General features: G+C 67.7%; 20 protein-coding genes and 1 pseudogene. 8 read left to right on the forward strand and 13 right to left on the reverse strand.

Annotated features, from left to right (window positions below; translation table 11 throughout):
* On the forward strand, positions 1-974 hold a 974-nt coding region (locus VB777_RS00760), incomplete at its 5' end, for a 1-deoxy-D-xylulose-5-phosphate reductoisomerase (RefSeq protein WP_323246418.1).
* On the forward strand, positions 974-1348 hold the full coding sequence (locus VB777_RS00765) for a (2Fe-2S) ferredoxin domain-containing protein (protein WP_370594749.1): 375 nt from the start codon (positions 974-976) through the stop codon (positions 1346-1348). The genes VB777_RS00760 and VB777_RS00765, both read left to right, overlap by 1 nt.
* On the opposite strand, the gene VB777_RS00770 is transcribed toward VB777_RS00765, so the two are convergent.
* Positions 1329-2504, reverse strand: a complete 1176-nt coding sequence (locus VB777_RS00770) for an alpha/beta fold hydrolase (RefSeq protein WP_416238290.1) — start codon at positions 2502-2504, stop codon at positions 1329-1331. The two genes, VB777_RS00765 and VB777_RS00770, sit on opposite strands and share 20 nt — an antisense overlap.
* 23 nt (positions 2505-2527) lie before the next feature.
* Between VB777_RS00770 and VB777_RS00775 the strand changes: the two genes are divergently transcribed.
* Positions 2528-2905 (forward strand): hypothetical protein, encoded by a 378-nt coding sequence (locus VB777_RS00775; protein WP_323246421.1) that lies wholly within the window; start codon positions 2528-2530, stop codon positions 2903-2905.
* Entirely contained in the window at positions 2902-3075 is a 174-nt protein-coding gene (locus VB777_RS00780) for a hypothetical protein (protein WP_323246423.1), read from the forward strand. The genes VB777_RS00775 and VB777_RS00780 overlap by 4 nt, the downstream gene beginning before the upstream one ends.
* Here the strand turns inward: VB777_RS00780 and VB777_RS00785 are convergent.
* From VB777_RS00785 to VB777_RS00800, 4 genes are all read right to left on the reverse strand, one after another.
* Entirely contained in the window at positions 3053-4549 is a 1497-nt protein-coding gene (locus tag VB777_RS00785) for an NAD(P)(+) transhydrogenase (Re/Si-specific) subunit beta (protein WP_197154601.1), read from the reverse strand. The genes VB777_RS00780 and VB777_RS00785 overlap by 23 nt on opposite strands.
* Positions 4549-4839 carry an NAD(P) transhydrogenase subunit alpha gene (locus VB777_RS00790; RefSeq protein ID WP_197154600.1) on the reverse strand — a complete coding sequence of 97 codons (291 nt, stop codon included), beginning with the start codon at positions 4837-4839 and terminating at the stop codon, positions 4549-4551. The genes VB777_RS00785 and VB777_RS00790 overlap by 1 nt, the downstream gene beginning before the upstream one ends.
* Positions 4836-6092: an NAD(P) transhydrogenase subunit alpha gene (locus VB777_RS00795; protein WP_323246425.1), complete on the reverse strand. Its 1257-nt coding sequence runs from the start codon at positions 6090-6092 to the stop codon at positions 4836-4838. Before VB777_RS00795 ends, VB777_RS00790 begins: the two co-directional genes overlap by 4 nt.
* A gap of 89 nt (positions 6093-6181) precedes the next feature.
* Positions 6182-6352: a hypothetical protein gene (locus VB777_RS00800; RefSeq protein ID WP_197154596.1), complete on the reverse strand. Its 171-nt coding sequence runs from the start codon at positions 6350-6352 to the stop codon at positions 6182-6184.
* Between the two features lie 134 nt (positions 6353-6486).
* Between VB777_RS00800 and VB777_RS00805 the strand changes: the two genes are divergently transcribed.
* The 3 genes from VB777_RS00805 to VB777_RS00815 all read left to right on the forward strand — a co-directional run bounded on the left by VB777_RS00805 (position 6487) and on the right by VB777_RS00815 (position 9818).
* A complete protein-coding gene (locus tag VB777_RS00805) occupies positions 6487-7956 on the forward strand; it encodes a DEAD/DEAH box helicase (protein ID WP_323246427.1) in 1470 nt (489 codons plus the stop codon).
* Positions 7957-8050: 94 nt separating this feature from the next.
* Positions 8051-8287 (forward strand): hypothetical protein, encoded by a 237-nt coding sequence (locus VB777_RS00810; protein ID WP_197154592.1) that lies wholly within the window; start codon positions 8051-8053, stop codon positions 8285-8287.
* Positions 8288-8363: 76 nt separating this feature from the next.
* On the forward strand, positions 8364-9818 hold the full coding sequence (locus VB777_RS00815) for a thioredoxin-disulfide reductase (RefSeq protein WP_323246429.1): 1455 nt from the start codon (positions 8364-8366) through the stop codon (positions 9816-9818).
* 58 nt (positions 9819-9876) lie between these two features.
* Here the strand turns inward: VB777_RS00815 and infA are convergent, their stop codons facing one another.
* A complete protein-coding gene (gene infA, locus VB777_RS00820; RefSeq protein WP_015108791.1) occupies positions 9877-10146 on the reverse strand; it encodes a translation initiation factor IF-1 in 270 nt (89 codons plus the stop codon).
* A 200-nt stretch (positions 10147-10346) separates the two neighbouring features.
* Between infA and VB777_RS00825 the strand changes: the two genes are divergently transcribed.
* Positions 10347-11084 carry a pseudouridine synthase gene (locus VB777_RS00825; protein ID WP_323246434.1) on the forward strand — a complete coding sequence of 246 codons (738 nt, stop codon included), beginning with the start codon at positions 10347-10349 and terminating at the stop codon, positions 11082-11084.
* A gap of 30 nt (positions 11085-11114) precedes the next feature.
* Here the strand turns inward: VB777_RS00825 and VB777_RS00830 are convergent, their stop codons facing one another.
* From VB777_RS00830 to VB777_RS00860, 7 genes and pseudogenes are all read right to left on the reverse strand, one after another.
* A complete protein-coding gene (locus tag VB777_RS00830; protein WP_197154588.1) occupies positions 11115-11330 on the reverse strand; it encodes a hypothetical protein in 216 nt (71 codons plus the stop codon).
* A gap of 70 nt (positions 11331-11400) precedes the next feature.
* The gene (locus VB777_RS00835; RefSeq protein ID WP_197154586.1) at positions 11401-11730 is read right to left on the reverse strand and encodes a hypothetical protein; all 330 of its coding nucleotides are present in this window, start codon (positions 11728-11730) and stop codon (positions 11401-11403) included.
* Positions 11731-11732: 2 nt separating this feature from the next.
* Positions 11733-12566, reverse strand: coding sequence for a fatty acid desaturase (locus VB777_RS00840; protein WP_323246431.1), 834 nt, complete (start codon positions 12564-12566; stop codon positions 11733-11735).
* A complete protein-coding gene (locus tag VB777_RS00845) occupies positions 12563-13516 on the reverse strand; it encodes an orange carotenoid-binding protein (protein ID WP_197154583.1) in 954 nt (317 codons plus the stop codon). Before VB777_RS00845 ends, VB777_RS00840 begins: the two co-directional genes overlap by 4 nt.
* A gap of 215 nt (positions 13517-13731) precedes the next feature.
* A complete protein-coding gene (locus VB777_RS00850) occupies positions 13732-14694 on the reverse strand; it encodes an NAD(P)H-binding protein (protein WP_197154581.1) in 963 nt (320 codons plus the stop codon).
* A gap of 50 nt (positions 14695-14744) precedes the next feature.
* Positions 14745-14843, reverse strand: a complete 99-nt coding sequence (gene petM, locus VB777_RS00855; RefSeq protein ID WP_197154579.1) for a cytochrome b6-f complex subunit PetM — start codon at positions 14841-14843, stop codon at positions 14745-14747.
* A gap of 26 nt (positions 14844-14869) precedes the next feature.
* Positions 14870-15516 (reverse strand): annotated as a pseudogene (locus VB777_RS00860) (hypothetical protein); the annotation flags it as partial.

The raw sequence follows: 15516 nt of genomic DNA on the forward strand, positions 1-15516 counted from the left end.
CCGCCGCCGCCTGGCCCAGCGCCGACCTGGTGGTGACCGGCATCGTGGGTTGCGCCGGCCTGCTGCCCACCCTGGCGGCGGTGCGGGCCGGCAAGGACCTGGCCCTGGCCAACAAGGAAACCCTGATCGCCGCCGGCCCGGTGGTGCTGCCCGAGCTGGCCAGGAGCGGCTCGCGGCTGCTGCCGGCCGATTCGGAGCACTCCGCCATCTTCCAGTGCCTGCAGGGCACCCCCTGGGCCGACACGGCCCGGCTCAGCACCGGCGTGCCCACCCCCGGTCTGCGCCGCATCCAGCTCACCGCCAGCGGCGGCGCCTTCCGCGACTGGGACGCCGCCGATCTGGCCAGGGCCACCGTGGCCGATGCCACCAGCCACCCCAACTGGAGCATGGGGCGCAAGATCACGGTGGATTCGGCCTCGCTGATGAACAAGGGCCTCGAAGTGATCGAAGCCCACTACCTGTTCGGGCTGGATTACGACCGGATCGAGATCGTGATCCACCCGCAGTCGATCATCCATTCGATGGTGGAACTCGCCGATTCCTCGGTGCTGGCCCAGCTGGGCTGGCCCGATATGAAGCTGCCGATCCTCTACTGCCTCAGCTGGCCGGAGCGGCTCGAGACCCCCTGGCGCCGGCTCGATCTCACCGCGGTGGGCCAACTCACGTTCCGCGCCCCCGATCCGGCCAAATACCCCTGCATGGAGCTGGCCTACGCGGCCGGCCGCGCCGGCGGCACCATGCCGGCGGTGCTGAACGCCGCCAACGAGCAGGCGGTGGCCCTCTTCCTCGACGAGCAGATCCCCTTCCTCGAGATTCCGCAACTGATCGACGTGGTGTGTGATCGTCACCGGGCCGATCTCAGGGCCGATCCCTCCCTCGACGATGTGCTCGCCGTGGACGCCTGGTCGCGCCAGGCGGTGCGTGAGGCTGCAGCCCGGCGGAACGCCAAGGCCCCGGCGGCGCTGCCGGCGTGATGGCTGCCCCGATCGTGATGGCTGCCCCGATGCCGCAGGTCGCCCACCACCTGCTGCTCTGCGCCACCCCCACCAAGGCGCTCTGCTGCGACCCGGCCGTGGGCGCCGCCAGCTGGGACACCCTCAAGCGCCTGGTGCGGGAGCTGGGCCTGGAATCGCCTGGGCGCCCTGAGGGGATCGTGCTGCGCACCAAGGCCGATTGCCTGCGCATCTGCAGCGACGGGCCGATCCTGCTGCTCTGGCCGGAAGGGATCGTCTATGGCGGCGTGACGCCCGAGCGGATCGAGCGGATCGTGCACGAGCATGTGATCGGCGGGCGACCGATCGAGGCGTGGATCCTGCAGCGGCAGACGTTCAGCCCTGCGCTGCGCTGAAGTCGAGCAGCCAGCGGGCCGTGAGCCAGTCGCCCCAGCAGCCGGGTGGCCGGCGGTGATCCCCGCAGCCATGGAAACCGTTGTGGCCGCCCCCTGAAGTGAGCGTCACCTCGATCCCCTCGGAAGCCCGACTGGCAAGCCGGCGGGTGGCCTCCACCGGCACCCAGGGATCATCCAGCGCGTGCAGCAGTCGCGTCGGCGGCAGGGGTTCCCCCGCCAGCAGGCGCGGCAGGGGGCTGGCGGCGGCGTAGTAGTGATCCACTGAGGTGTAACCCCAGCGGGGCGCGGTGATTGCCGCATCGAAGCGGCGGATGGTGCGGGGCCGCTCTGCCCCCTCGAGAGCCTGGCGCTCCTGGGGCGTCACCCCGAAGGGATCCTCGAGGGTCTGGCGGCAGAGGCGCTCCAGCAGCCAGTTCTGGTACACGCGGTTGCGGGGCCGCTCGATCTGGCGGGAGCAGGCATCCAGGTCCAGCGGGCTGCTGATGCAGACCAGGCCATCCAGCACAGGTTGCCTCCCAGAGCCAGAGCCAGAGGCCTGGGCCGCGCCATCGAGGCAGGCATTGAGCAGCATCGTGCCGCCCAGGGAAATCCCCGCCCCCAGCAAGGGCAGGGGCCGGCCGGCCAGGGGCCCGGCCTTGGTGGCCTGACCCAGCTCCTCGGCCAGCCGGCGGGCCTGGGCGATCACCGGCAGCAGATCACTGCTGCAGCGGCCCGCGTAGGTGCCGCCGGCGAGTTGGCGGCCGGCGCCGGCACCGCGCAGGTTGAGCCGCACCACGGCAAAGCCGGCCGCCTGCAGGGTCTGCCCCATCCGCCGCAGGCCCTCGCGATCGCTCGATCCCCCCAGGCCATGGAGCAGCAGCACCAGACCACGGGCGTCTGCCGCGGATGGGGCCCCATCGAGCAGCGCCAGCAGGCGGTCGCCGGATCCGGATCCGGAGCGACCTGGAGACAGGGAAGCGGATCGGCAGGGCAGCACTCCCACCGGCCACTCCAGCGGCAAGCCCCGATCCAGCGGCAGTTTCGGTGGGTGAAGCGTGTCCCGCAGCGTCTGCAGATCCCCGCCAATCCAGGGGAACCGCTGGCGGAAGGGCGGCAGCGACAGATCGGCAGGCAAAACAGGAGCCACGAACCACGGCGAGGAGCACCTGCCGATCATGGAGGCCTGCGCTGGCCACCCCCATGACTCAAGCCCCCGGTCCAACCCGCCACCCAGACCGGCTCCCGCCGCACTGGCAGCAGCTCTGCCTGATCTGGCGCTGGCCACTGGCGCTGGTGCTCTGCAGCCTGGTGCTGGCCCAGGCCGCCCAGCAGCTGCTCAGCCGCCCTCTTCCTGTGGGGGTGAACACCCGGAGCCCCCTGCCGGTGAAGCTGGAAGGCTCGATCCCGATCACCGTGCGGGTGGAGTCTGCGTTGCCGGTCGCGGTGCGGGCCCAGGGGCCGGAGGGATTGCAGACCCGGGTGGTGGCGGAAGTGAGCCGCCTGAACCTGCCACCGGTGGCCGTGCAGCCGCTGAGCCTGCGGCCGGTGGACCTCCACCCGGTGACCGTCAGGCCGTGAGCGTCAACCCAGTCACGGTCGAGCCCCTGCAGGCCACGGTGCGGGCCGATCAGCCCCTGCCGGTGAGCGGCACGGTGGCCGTGCAGGAGCTCTCCAACCCACTGAAAGTGGAGATCCAGCGCGATAGCTCGGTGCTGGATGTCGATGTCAAAGGGATACCGTTTCCTTGACTTTCCCCACCCCCAGGGCCCGCAGCTCGGTGAGCAGGCCATTGAGCACCGCCTTGGCATCGCCGAACACCATGGCCGTCTGGGGCAGCTCGAACAGGGCGTTGGCGATGCCGGCATAGCCGGCGCCGAGGCTGCGCTTCACCACGAACACCTGGCGGGCCTGATCCACCTCCAGCACGGGCATGCCGAACAGGGGGCTGCTGGGATCGGTCTTGGCCTGGGGGTTCACCACGTCGTTGGCGCCGAGCACGATCACCACATCGGTGGCGGGAAACTCGGGATTGATCAGATCCATCTCCACCAGCTGCTCGTAGGGCACATCCGCCTCCGCCAGCAGCACATTCATGTGGCCCGGCATGCGGCCCGCCACCGGGTGGATCGCGTAGCTCACCGAGACGCCATGGGCCTCCAGCAGCTTGGACAGCTCCCGCAGGGCGTGCTGGGCCTGGGCCACGGCCAGGCCGTAACCCGGCACGAACACCACGCGCTCGGCGTTCTCCAGAGCCATGGCGCATTCCTCAGGGCTGCAGCTCACGATGCGGCTGTAGCTGGTGGCCTCCCCACCACCGCCACCTCCAGTCGGCGCTGCGGCCCCCAGGGCCCCGCCGAACAGCACCGAGACCAGCGAACGGTTCATCGCCGTGCACATCACCTGGGTGAGGATCAGGCCGGCGGCGCCCACCATGGCGCCGGCCACGATCAGCAGCTGACTGCCCACCACGAAACCGGCGGCAGCGGCGGCCACACCGGAATAGGAGTTGAGCAGGGAGATCACCACCGGCATGTCGGCGCCGCCGATCGGCAGGGTGACGCCGATGCCCAGCAGGCTCGAGGCCAGCACCAGCAGCAGCAACGGCCAGCCGCCGGGATCGGAACTCAGGGTCAGGGCCCCCACCAGGCAGAGCAGGGCCAGGCCGATGTTCACGCCATGGCGCAGGCTGCTCTGGGTCCAGGCGGGGGTATCGAGCCAGCCCCGCAGCTTGGCCATCGCCACCAGGGAGCCACTGAAGGTGATCGCTCCCACCAGCAGCGACACCACGATCGAGGCGGCCGCCACCCAGCCCCCGTCGTCGAGGCCCTCATAGCGGGACACACCGAAGGCGACCAGCAGCGAGGCCATGCCGCCGCAGCCGTTGAACAGCGCCACGGTTTCGGGCATGGCCGTCATCGGCACCCGTTGGGCCATCACCAGCCCCAGCAGGCCACCGGCCGCACTGCCGGCGGCGATCCACAGCCAGGCGGTGACATCGGGCTGCAGCTGGATCAGCAGGCCCAGAACGGCCAGGCCGAGGGCCAGGGCCGCCAGACCATTGGCAAAGCGGGCCGAGCGCACCTTGGACAGGCCCTTGATGCCCAGGGCCAGCAGCAGCACCGACACCAGGTCAATAGCGTCGCCCAGCACCTGCGGAGGCAGCTGCCGCAGGGAGTCCAGGCCGGAGGAGAGCAACGAGGCAAGCGAATGAAGCGTGGCCATCAGCGGTCTCCCCGGCGGCGGAACATGGCGAGCATGCGATCGGTGACCAGAAAGCCACCGATCACGTTGAACAGAGCGAAACCGAGCGAGAGCGAGCCCAGCAGCAGCAGGGCCGGCTGATCCCCGGCGCGGACGATCAGGGTGAGGGAGGCCAGCACCGTGATGCCGCTGATGGCGTTGGCGCCACTCATCAACGGCGTGTGCAGGGTGGGCGGCACCTTGCCGATCAGCTCCAGTCCCAGCAGGCTGCCGAGCAGCAGCACCCAGAGGGCGTTGGTGATGTCGATCATCGGGAGGCTCCCACGGTGACGGATTCAGCGGCCGCCACGGGCACCGCGGTTGTGGCCTGGGCCGCGGTGCCGCTGCGCAACACCTCCGGATGCAGGCAATCTCCCCGGCTGATGAACAGGCAGCCGGCCAGGATCGGATCCTGCGGATCGAGCTGCTGACGGCGTTGCTCTGCGGCCTCCCCAGGGACGGCGGGCTCGGCCAGATACTCGATCAGCGCCAGCAGGTTGCGGGCGTAGAGCGCGCTGGCGTGGTTGGCCACGCTGCTGGGCAGGGCATCGGCACCGATCAGCCGCACACCGTTGCGGATCACCGTTTCCCCAGCCACGGTGGCGGCGCAGTTGCCCCCCTGGGCCACCGCCAGATCGACCACCACAGCTCCGGGGCGCATGCCATCCAGCATGGCTTCGCTGATCAGCCGCGGTGCCGGGCGGCCAGGCACCTGGGCCGTGCAGACCACCAGATCGGAGACGGCCAGCTGTTCGGCCAGCTGCTGGCGCTGGGCCTCGAGAAACGCCTCGCTGGCCGCCTGGGCATAGCCTCCGGCTTCAGCGGGACGCTCCTGCTGCGCCGGAGGCTCGAGGAAGCGGCCCCCCAGGGATTCCACCTGTTCCTTGGCGGCGGGCCGCACATCGCTCACCGTCACCACGGCACCGAGACGGCGTGCTGTGGCCAGGGCCTGCAGGCCGGCCACGCCGGCCCCCAGGATCAGGGCCCGGGCGGGCTGAATCGTGCCGGCGGCCGTCATCAGCATCGGCATGTAGCGATCCAGCTGGCTGGCCGCCAGCAGCACCGCCTTGTAGCCGGCGATGTTCGCCTGGGAGGAGAGCACGTCCATCGACTGGGCGCGGCTGATGCGAGGCAGCAGTTCCAGGGCGATGGCCGAAGCCCCCCGCTCGGCCAGCAGCGCCGCCAGAGCATCGGCGCCGTAGGGAGCCAGCAGGCCGATCAACAGGGCCTCGGACTTGAGGCGAGCCAAGGACTCCAGCGGCGGCGGCTGCACGCAGAGCACGATCTCCGCCGCATCCCAGGGAAGGGCCTCCGGCGCGCAGAGCTCGGCCCCGGCCTCCTGGTAGGCCGTATCGCCGTAGCCGGAGGCCTCTCCAGCCCCGGCCTCCACGCTCACGGCCAGTCCCAGTCCACACAGCCGGCGGACGGTCTCCGGCGTTGCCGCCACCCGACACTCACCGGCCTGCCGCTCACGCGGCACCAACAACCTCGTCAATGGAGCCTCAGCAAAGGCCTGCCCTTCCATTAAGGAGACCCAGGTGCTGTGATGGCAGCCCGCTGTGTGGAGTCGCCCACCAACGGGGTCCACAATCGCGCCACACGCGACGCAGGGGCTCAGAAGAGCGGAAGCAGCTCCTGTTCCAGGCAGAGCGCCTGGCACGGCCAGCCCTGGTGCCGCAGCATGCGGGCCCGCAGGATCATCGGATCGATGTCGCACTCGAGCCGCCAGCAGCGCTCCAGCACGGCCTTCTGCTCGGCGGGGAAGAAAGGCGAGGGTTCAGGCATGACGCCAGGACAGAACGGAGACGAGCGACTCGAAGCAGACCAGAGCCCCGCCTGGCCGGAACATAGGCAGATCTGACCGGAAACCTATAGGAACCATTGCTCAAGATCCAGCGAGACGGCAGCAGAATCGGGCGATGAATTCGCCGTCGTTCGATCTGGGGCCGGAACCGGGCAGCCTGGCCGGCTCTGCGGTGCAGCCCCGCCAGTGGCAGGTGCTGTTGCTGCAGCTGCTGCGTCGCCGCTTGCTGCAGCCTCACCCCAACGGCCACGACGTGCTGATCAACGCCGGTCCCGGCGCCGGCAAGACGCTGGGTGCCCTGCTTGGCTTTCAGCGGCTGCACCGGGACGGCCACCTGAGCCGCTTCGTGGTGTTCTGCCACCGCAGTTCCATCGGCGGCCAGTGGCAGGCCTCCTCGGCCCGTCTGGGGCTGCGCCTGGCCCTCTGGGAACCCGAGCAGCCGCAGCGGAGCGCCGACAGCCACGGTCTGCTGATCACCTATCAGAGCGCAAGTCGCCACAGCGAACGGCTGGCGGCTCTGCTGGCAGATCCAGGCCTGGGAGCCTGGATGGCGATCGCCGATGAGGTGCACCATCTCGGGCTCGATCCAGACGAGCCGGAGGCCAGCGCCTGGGGTCATGCCTTCAGCCGGCTCACCGCCACAGCCGGCCTGCGGCTGGGGCTCACCGGCACTCCGTTCCGCGCCGACAACCTCGCCTTCTGTGCCGCCCGCCGGGTGCAGGCCACCGAAGGCGACACGACGGTGGAACGGATCGTGCCCGACCTCAGCGTCGAACCACAGGAGCTGATCGCGGCCGGTGATGTGCGCCCCCTCGAGTTCCGCTTCCAGGACGGCTGCGTGGATCACGGCCGCCGCTCCGATGATCCCGATGGCGAAACCTCACCCCTCTCGGCTGAAGAACGGGAGAGCTGGCGGGCCCGCAACCTGCGGCGCGCCATCCAACTGGGGGATTCCAGCAGTATTGCCCTGCATCTGCTGATCCGGGCCCGGCGCAAACTGGAGGAGGTGCGTCAGGAGCATCCCGAGGCGGGCGGCCTGGTGATCGCCCGCGACATCGCCCACGCCCGCCGGATCACCGGGTTGCTGGAGGAGGAGGGCGACCGGGTGCAGCTGGTGCACTCGCAGGATCCCGAGGCCAACGATCGCCTGCAGGCTTTTCAGCGCGGCGAGGGCCGCTGGCTGGTGAGCATCGATATGTGCGCCGAGGGTTTTGATGCGCCGCGGCTGCGGGTGGTGGCCTACCTCACCACGGTGGTGACCCGCACCCGTTTCCTGCAGGGGATCACCCGGGCGGTGCGCATGGATGGCAGCCGTGCCGCCCTTGAGCCGGTGCCGCGCCAGTGCTCCTACGTGTTCGCGCCGGCCGACCCCCTGCTGATGCGCTACGCCCGCAGCTGGTCGCTGAGCGAGCCCTATCTGATCCGCAGCCGCAGCAGCGAACAGGCTCCGGAATCCGCCGGCTCGATGCCCTCAACCGGTCTGCCGCTGCAGGCCCTGCGCGACCGGGCTGGGGACGTGATCCGGCTGGGCGGCCCCCAGCTTCCCGATTTTTTGCGTCGCAGTGCTTCACATGCAGTTTTGTGATAGAGCTGGTGTGGCTTGATCTACAACGTTGTGTCAACCGACACCACGAACCAGCCGATGGACCGGCAGCGTGTGCGCATCCGCCCATCAATCCATGGACGCCTCGGTGCATCGACGCCTAACGGTGGCCGTCTGCTGGGCCCTCGCGCGACGGGCCACGCTTGACGCCCTTGAACAGTACGAAGACAGTTTTGCCCTGAACGAGGAGTTCCGCGAGTGGCTCCTCTGCCTTGAGGAACATCCTGAAATGCTTGAGGCCAACGTGCTGATGGTGCCGCGCCGGCTGGGTGAAGGTCAGCACCCCGAAACCGACGGCCTGCTCGAGATCTGATCGGTCTCTGGCCAGCATCGCCACGACCTGCTCAGCCATCCCCTAGGCTCAACTCATAGTCATTCCGCCTAAGCCGATGGGAACGCCGCCGTCCGTGGACGCACCGTCTCCAGGGGCAGAGTCGTCGCTGAGTCCCGCTCCGGAGAACCTCGTGATCGTGGGCTCCGGGCCCGCCGGTTACACCGCAGCCATCTATGCCGCTCGCGCTAACCTCAGCCCGGTGCTGATCACCGGCTTCCAGGACGGCGGCATTCCCGGTGGTCAGCTGATGACCACCACCCACGTGGAAAACTTCCCAGGCTTTCCGGACGGCATCCTCGGCCCGGACCTGATGGACCGCATGAAGGCCCAGGCGGTGCGGTGGGGTACCCGGTTGGTGGAAGCCGATGTCAGCGCCATCGATCTCTCCCGCCGTCCCTACCGGATCACCGCCGAAGACCGGGTGATCGAAACCCAGTCCGTGATCCTGGCGACCGGGGCCAGCGCCAACCGCCTGGGCCTGCCTGAGGAGGAGACCTTCTGGAGCCATGGCATCAGCGCCTGTGCCATCTGTGATGGCGCCACGCCCCAATACCGCGATGCTGAGCTCGCCGTGGTGGGAGGCGGTGATTCCGCCTGCGAAGAGGCCGTGTACCTCACCAAATACGGCAGCCGTGTCCACCTGATCGTGCGCACCCACAAACTGCGCGCCAGCGCCGCCATGGCCGATCGGGTGCTGGCCAACCCCGCCATCACCGTGCACTGGAACCGTCAGGTCGTGGGGGCCAGCGGCAACGGCTGGCTGGAGAGCCTCACCCTGAGCGACACGAGCGCGGCGGCCACCGATTCAGGCAGCACAGGCCAGGGCGCCACGGAGGAGCTGGCCGTGCGCGGCCTCTTCTATGCGATCGGTCATACCCCCAACACCCGTCTGGTGCGCGGCCAGCTGGAACTCGATTCGCTCGGCTACCTCGTGACCCGGCCGGGCCGACCCGAAACCAGCCTGGAGGGCGTGTTCGCCGCCGGTGACGTGGCCGATGCGGAATGGCGCCAGGGCATCACCGCCGCCGGCAGCGGCTGCCAGGCCGCCCTGGCTGCGGAGCGCTGGCTCACCCACCACGATCTGGCGGTGACCGTGAGCCACGATCCGGTGGATCCGGCCCCGGCCGGTGAACCGGTGCGAACCGTCACCAGCGACGGCGACAATTTCGATCCTGATGCTCTCTGGCAGAAAGGGGGCTACGCCTTGCGCAAGCTGTACCACGACAGCAGCAAGCCCTTGCTGGTGGTCTACACCTCTCCCACCTGTGGCCCCTGCCACGTGCTCAAGCCCCAGCTGAAGCGGGTGCTGGAGGAACTCGGCGGGCGTGCCCAAGGTGTCGAGATCGACATCGATGCCGATCAGGAGATTGCCGTTCAGGCTGGTGTCAGCGGCACCCCAACGGTGCAGCTGTTCTTCGGCAAGGAGCTCAAACAGCAGTTCCGCGGCGTCAAGCAACGCAGCGAATTCAAGGCCGCGATCGAATCCCTGCTGGGTGCGGCGGTGGGCTGAGACAACAGGAGGTCAGAGCTGAGCCTGATCTGAATCGGCTCAGCTCTGAACCATCGCCTCAGCGGCGACGGGGGCCGCCGGGACGATTGCCGCCCGGCCGGGGGCCGGTGGCTCCGGCGTTGCGCTCGCGGTAGGTGATGCGGCCGCGGGTGAGGTCGTAGGGGCTGATCTCCACCAGCACCTTGTCGCCGGCGAGGAGCTTGATGCGGAACTTGGTGAGCTTGCCGGCCGCACGGCACAGACATTGGTGCCCAGCGGGCTGCTCCAGGGTCACCAGATAGAAGCCGTTGCCCTGTTCCTTCTCAATCACTCCCGAGGTTTCAATCATGCGGCGGTGGCGGGGCAGACGAAGATCACTGCCCTCAGTCTAGATCTCGCCCTTCCGGCCCGCTCCGTTCCCACCGGGTGGCCGGTCGAGGGCCCTAGGGTCGCTGCGCTTTCACCCGGATCACCGCTGCGCCCCATGGTTCTGCCTCCTCTGTCGATGGATCTCGGACTGCTGCTGATCGCGATCGGCGTGGTGAACCTCTGGCAGGCCCGCCTCTGACCCATCTGCTCTTCCACAAGCCCTATGGGGTCCTGAGCCAGTTCACGCCGGAACCTGAAAGTCGCTGGGATTGCCTGGCCTCCTTCATTCCGGTGCCTGGCGTCTATGCCGCCGGCCGCCTGGATGCAGACAGTGAGGGCCTGCTGTTGCTCACTAACCACGGCCCACTGCAACATCGCCTCACCGATCCAGCCTGGGGCCACTGGCGCACCTACTGGGTCCAGGTGGAAGGTGAACCCAGTGCCGAGCCCCTGCAGCGGCTGGCCGAGGGGGTGATGGTGCAGGGACAGCGCACCCTGCCGGCCCGCGCTCGTGTCCTCCTGCCAGCACCGCAACTGCCGGAGCGGGTGCCGCCGATCCGCCATCGCCTCGCCATTCCCACCGCCTGGCTGGAGCTGCAATTGCGGGAGGGTCGCAACCGCCAGGTGCGTCGGATGACTGCCGCGGTGGGCCATCCCACCCTGCGGCTGGTACGCGCCTCCATCGACCTGATGGATGGAGAGCCTCCCCTGGACCTGAGCGGCCTGGATCCAGGCCGCTGGCGTGCGCTGACCCCCGAAGAGGATCGCCGTGTGCAGGGGCTGTTGCGTCAACCCGCGAGCGGGCAGCCATCGCTCCGTACGCTGTCGGCAGCCAGGAGCCCCTCTGGCCGGCGCTCCCCGGGTCGGGGCGGACGGGCCGGCGGTGGGAAATCGGGGCGGGCCGGCGGCGGCGGATAGGGAGGCCTGGCTGTGGTGCGTGCGGCTCGCTCAGCTGATGACGTCGCGCAGTTCACGCACCGTTTGCAGCTGGCCGTAGTAGTAGTTCGCCCGCGAGCGACGATCCGGATCCTCAAGTGTATCGAGAGCATCGAAACCGAGGCTCTGCCAGAGCTCATGGCCGCAGGCCCGGTTGATCTCCTCGATCGCTTCCTGCTCAAGATTGGCGAGGCGGCGCTGCAGGTTCTTGATCTGCGCAATCGACATCCGTCCAGCAGCACAATCGAAGAGTTTACCCGGCCAGCCGCGACGCTTCTGGAGAGATCGCAACGACAGTTCAGAACAGGGACATGGCCTTGATTTTGGCCAGCTTCTCGTCTCCGAGACCCTCAAGTTCTTCGAGAGAAAGCAATTTCTCCTTCACCAGACTGGCGAAAACAAACAGAATTCCATCGAGACGAAAATCGAAACGCCCCTCGATCTGGTAGCGCTGTGTGCTGAGAAAATCATGCAGATTCCAGACTGAATCAATCGAATCCAGGCGGCCAGACTGCACCCTGATCGCCTCAATCAGGACGTGCACAGCCCGCCGCTGGGCACGATCGAACGCCCCGCGAGCAATGGCCTCTTCCTGTTCACTCCAGCCGGTCACAATAGAATCGTTCATGTTCATGATCTTGAAGAGGCTGTCGGCTGGGGTCTGCTCAGCTTCATACACCTTGGTAACGAGCGTAACGGATGGGCGGTTGGCAGCGCGCTGGATCTCCGCTCAGGAAGTTGAAACCAGGCCAGATCCGGCCACTGGTGGTGTTCTCGGTGATAGCCGAAGTGATAGCAGGCCAGCAGGGACAGCGGCGCTGAAAGATTCAGGCTTTCAATCGCACCCAGGCCCTGGCTGTGACGCTGCTGTCGGTGGGGGAGATAGGTCCCGAAGGCAAACATCTGCAGAGAGCTCAACAGCAGCGGCAGGCTGTAGAACAGCAAGACATTGCTGATGGCGGATACAGCACTGCTGCCAGCGCCCGTGTTGACCAGAGCCACGGACAACACCTGGGCCACCAGAGCCAGAAGGACCCAGCCGCCGAGCAAGCGCATCATCTGGAGCCAGGACAGATACCCCGCCATGAAGCGGATGTACCAGCTCACCACACCACTGCCGGGATGGGGAGGACCATCCGGATCGAGAGCGCTGACCGGCGCCCGATGATGCCGGTGGTGATTGCGGCGGCAGGCGCGGTAGGGCAGGGCGGCGTACAGCTGCAGGGCCAGGGCACCGATCCTGTGGTTCCAGCGCTTCCGCTCTGGCCAGAGGGTGCCGTGCATCGCGTCGTGGCCGACGATGAAGAGGCCTGTCTGCAGAAAGGTGCGTCCGAGCACGGCCAGCAGCACCAGCTGCCAGGGCAGCCGAGACGGATCCACCATCACCAGGCTGGCCAGGCTGATCAGCCAGGCCAGCAGGATCGTGCATGCCAGCAGAAGACCGGTTCGGGTGGCAGGCCTCAACGAGCGAACTTGAGCAGCTCGGCGGGGGAAGCCAACAGATCGATGGCCACGAAGTAGATCTTGCCTTCCGGGTTGAGCAGGAAGCGCCAGGCGACGTTCATGCCCACGTTGGCCCCGAACCAGGGGGTCTGAACCTTGCCGGTCACCTTGATCTGGGTGAAATCCCCATCGGTGGGTTCGGCATAGCCCCGCTCGGGCAGCAGGCGCAGGTTCTGGCACTCTTCCCGGAAGAAGCTCAGAATGGCATCGGTGCCCACGATCGGCTTCTGGAAGGGGGGCTGGAGCGCTCCATCCGGCAGAAAGAGCTTGATGAGGTTGTCGAAATCGTTGGCGTTGAGCAGATCCATATAGGAATTCACCGTGGGATTGATCACCCCTTCGATGAACACCTTCTGGCGCTGGTCTTCCGGCGTGGGAGCCACGATTGGCTCCATCACCCGCTGACCCTCTCCTTTCTGAGGATCAAAGCCCATGTCCACCACGAAGTTGCGCAGCAGGGTGATCTGCTGACCCTGCTCCACCCCCTTCAGGGCGGTGAGAACGGCCGAGGCATTGGCGGAGAGCTGGTAATCCTTGGGAATCGGGGCCACCAGACCGGCGGCCATCCACTCACCGAGCTGATACCAGAAGCCCAGTTTGATATTCACCGACCAGTTGGAATACGCGCGGCAGATGGTGGTGTCGCTGCGGTTGGCCAGATCACACATCACCTGGGTCTGCTCCGCCGCCCCCATGGCTTTGATCTGGTTGAGCACAGGCTCCGCGAACTGCATGCGTGCGGCGCCAGGGGCGGCCACCGTGATCGTGGTTCCCATCTCGAGGTAGGCGTACCAGATCAGGGCCAGCTGATCCTCTGCACTCAACAGGCGGAAGCGGGCCGTGATGGCCGGAACCACATCGGCGGAGAGGGTTTCGGGGAAGATCTGGGTGGCTCTTTGAAGAGTAAACATCGGCGATTTATCGGGTTAACTGCACAACCGCCAGTCTAGACCATGGCCCAGCTCTGAGAAGTATCTTCCCAGAAACGCAAGAAATCCAATGACAACGTTACGCGATATCCCCAGGCCCCGCCGGACGCACCCTCTGCTTGTGACCAACAGGGGGCGATGCCGCTGATCACCAGGGCGTGAATCAGGCCCAGGGCACTCTGTCAGGCCAGGTTTGTTCAGAACGGCAGCTTCTTCTTGGCATCCTTATCGAGATCGGCCTCCATGTCGCGCAGGCGTTTGAGGATGGTGTCGTAGTACTCCTTCAGGTAATCCTCCAGTTTGGTGGTAGCAGCTGGATCGAGGCCGAAGGCGGCATAGCTCTCCTCCATCGGCGCATCCAACGGACGGCCGCCTCCGGTCACTTCGGCGAAGGCGAGCCGCTCGGCCACGTTGAGGCTGGCTTCAAAGAAACTGGCCACAGCCTGCATCCCCTTCAACAGCAGCGGCGGCACCCGGAACACCCGTGCCTCACGGCCGCTGTAGCGCTCACACAGTTGGGTGATCTCACCGGTGTTCCAGGCCCTCGGCCCCACCACCGGGAATGCCTTCCGCACGGTCTGAGGCCGTTCCAGGGCGGCCACGGCGAAGGCGGCCAGGTCCTGCGTGTTCATGTAGGCGATCGGCGTGGGAACCCCACTCACCCACACCGTCTGGCTCTCGAGCACCGGGATCGCGAACTGACTGATCAGACCCTGCATGAAGGCCACGCCCCGCAGGATCGTGTAGTCGAACTCGGAAGCCTCCAGCCAGGCCTCGGTGCAGGCCTTGATCTCCATCAGCGGCACGCTGCGGTGCAGGGCCGCATCCAGCAACGACAGAAACACCAGCCGCTTGACGCCGGCGCGGCTGCAGGCGGCGAACAGGTTCTGCTTGCCGGTCCAGTCGATGTCGTAAGCGCTGCCCGGATCGGTGGCTCGGGCCGTGGCGGCGTCGATCACCGCCTCCTGGCCTTCGAGGGCGTAATCGAGACTCTCAGGATCCATCAGATCCCCCCGGGTGAGCTCACAGCCCCACTCCTGCAGGAAGGAGGCCTTGCGGGGGGAACGCACCATGCAGCGCACCTGATGGCCGGCATCCAGGGCCCGCCTGGCGATCTGCCGGCCAAGTGTGCCCGTTCCACCAACAACCAGAACCTGCATGGAGGATGCGCTACCAGGCTGAGCCTACGAGCGCATCGGTAGCCGATGCGTCAGTCGTTCAGGAGCTTCAGCAGCAACACGCCACCGGCAAGCCCCACGGGGATGAGCACCCAGAACAGAGCAGCGGTGCCAAAGATTTCAGAGGCCATGACCAGGGCTGGAACGCAAGCCGAATCTATTTAGCAGTGTCCCGGCGGAAGTGGCCCGGCTCGGCAGGCCGGCGCGAATCAGCCTGAGCCGCACGCGCCACTTCCAGCAGCAAAGGCCACGGGGCATCGCTGCGCAGCTGGGCTGCCATCACACCGCTGGCCCAGGCGCCGTGGCCCAGCTGGCGCAACCGCTGGATCATCGCCTCCAGCCGGGGCGGACCTCCTCCCAGCCGGCGGCCGATCTCCGCGGTGGGCCAGCAACGCGCCACCGTGCCCGGATCGGCCTGCAGGCGCTGCAACAGCTTCAGGCTGGCGGGTTCCAGGAGAGTCCCCAGAGCCGGCAGTGGCGACACTGTCATCTCCGCCGGCGGCATCGGTGCCTCTGCCGCCCCAGGGGCCATGGCGCCGAGCACGTCGGGATTCTGCAGCGGGCCGATCCAGAGGGGGCCGCTGATCGCCAGGGGGGTGGGGTCCCCTGCCGGAGCCTGGCGGCAGAGGCAGGGCGCCCAGCGACGCAGCTGCAGCAGGCTCTGCACCTGCTGGTCGCCGCAGCCGTGGCAGAGGGCGAGCAGGCCCAGCCGGCTTTCCTCCCCGGGGGCCGCCCGGCGCCGCAGCCGCACCGCCGTGCGGAAGGTGCGGCCCTCGCTGAAGCTGAACAGGGGCTGCACGCCAC

The organism is Synechococcus sp. CCY9202, from assembly GCF_034931685.1.
Lineage (GTDB): Bacteria > Cyanobacteriota > Cyanobacteriia > PCC-6307 > Cyanobiaceae > CBW1002.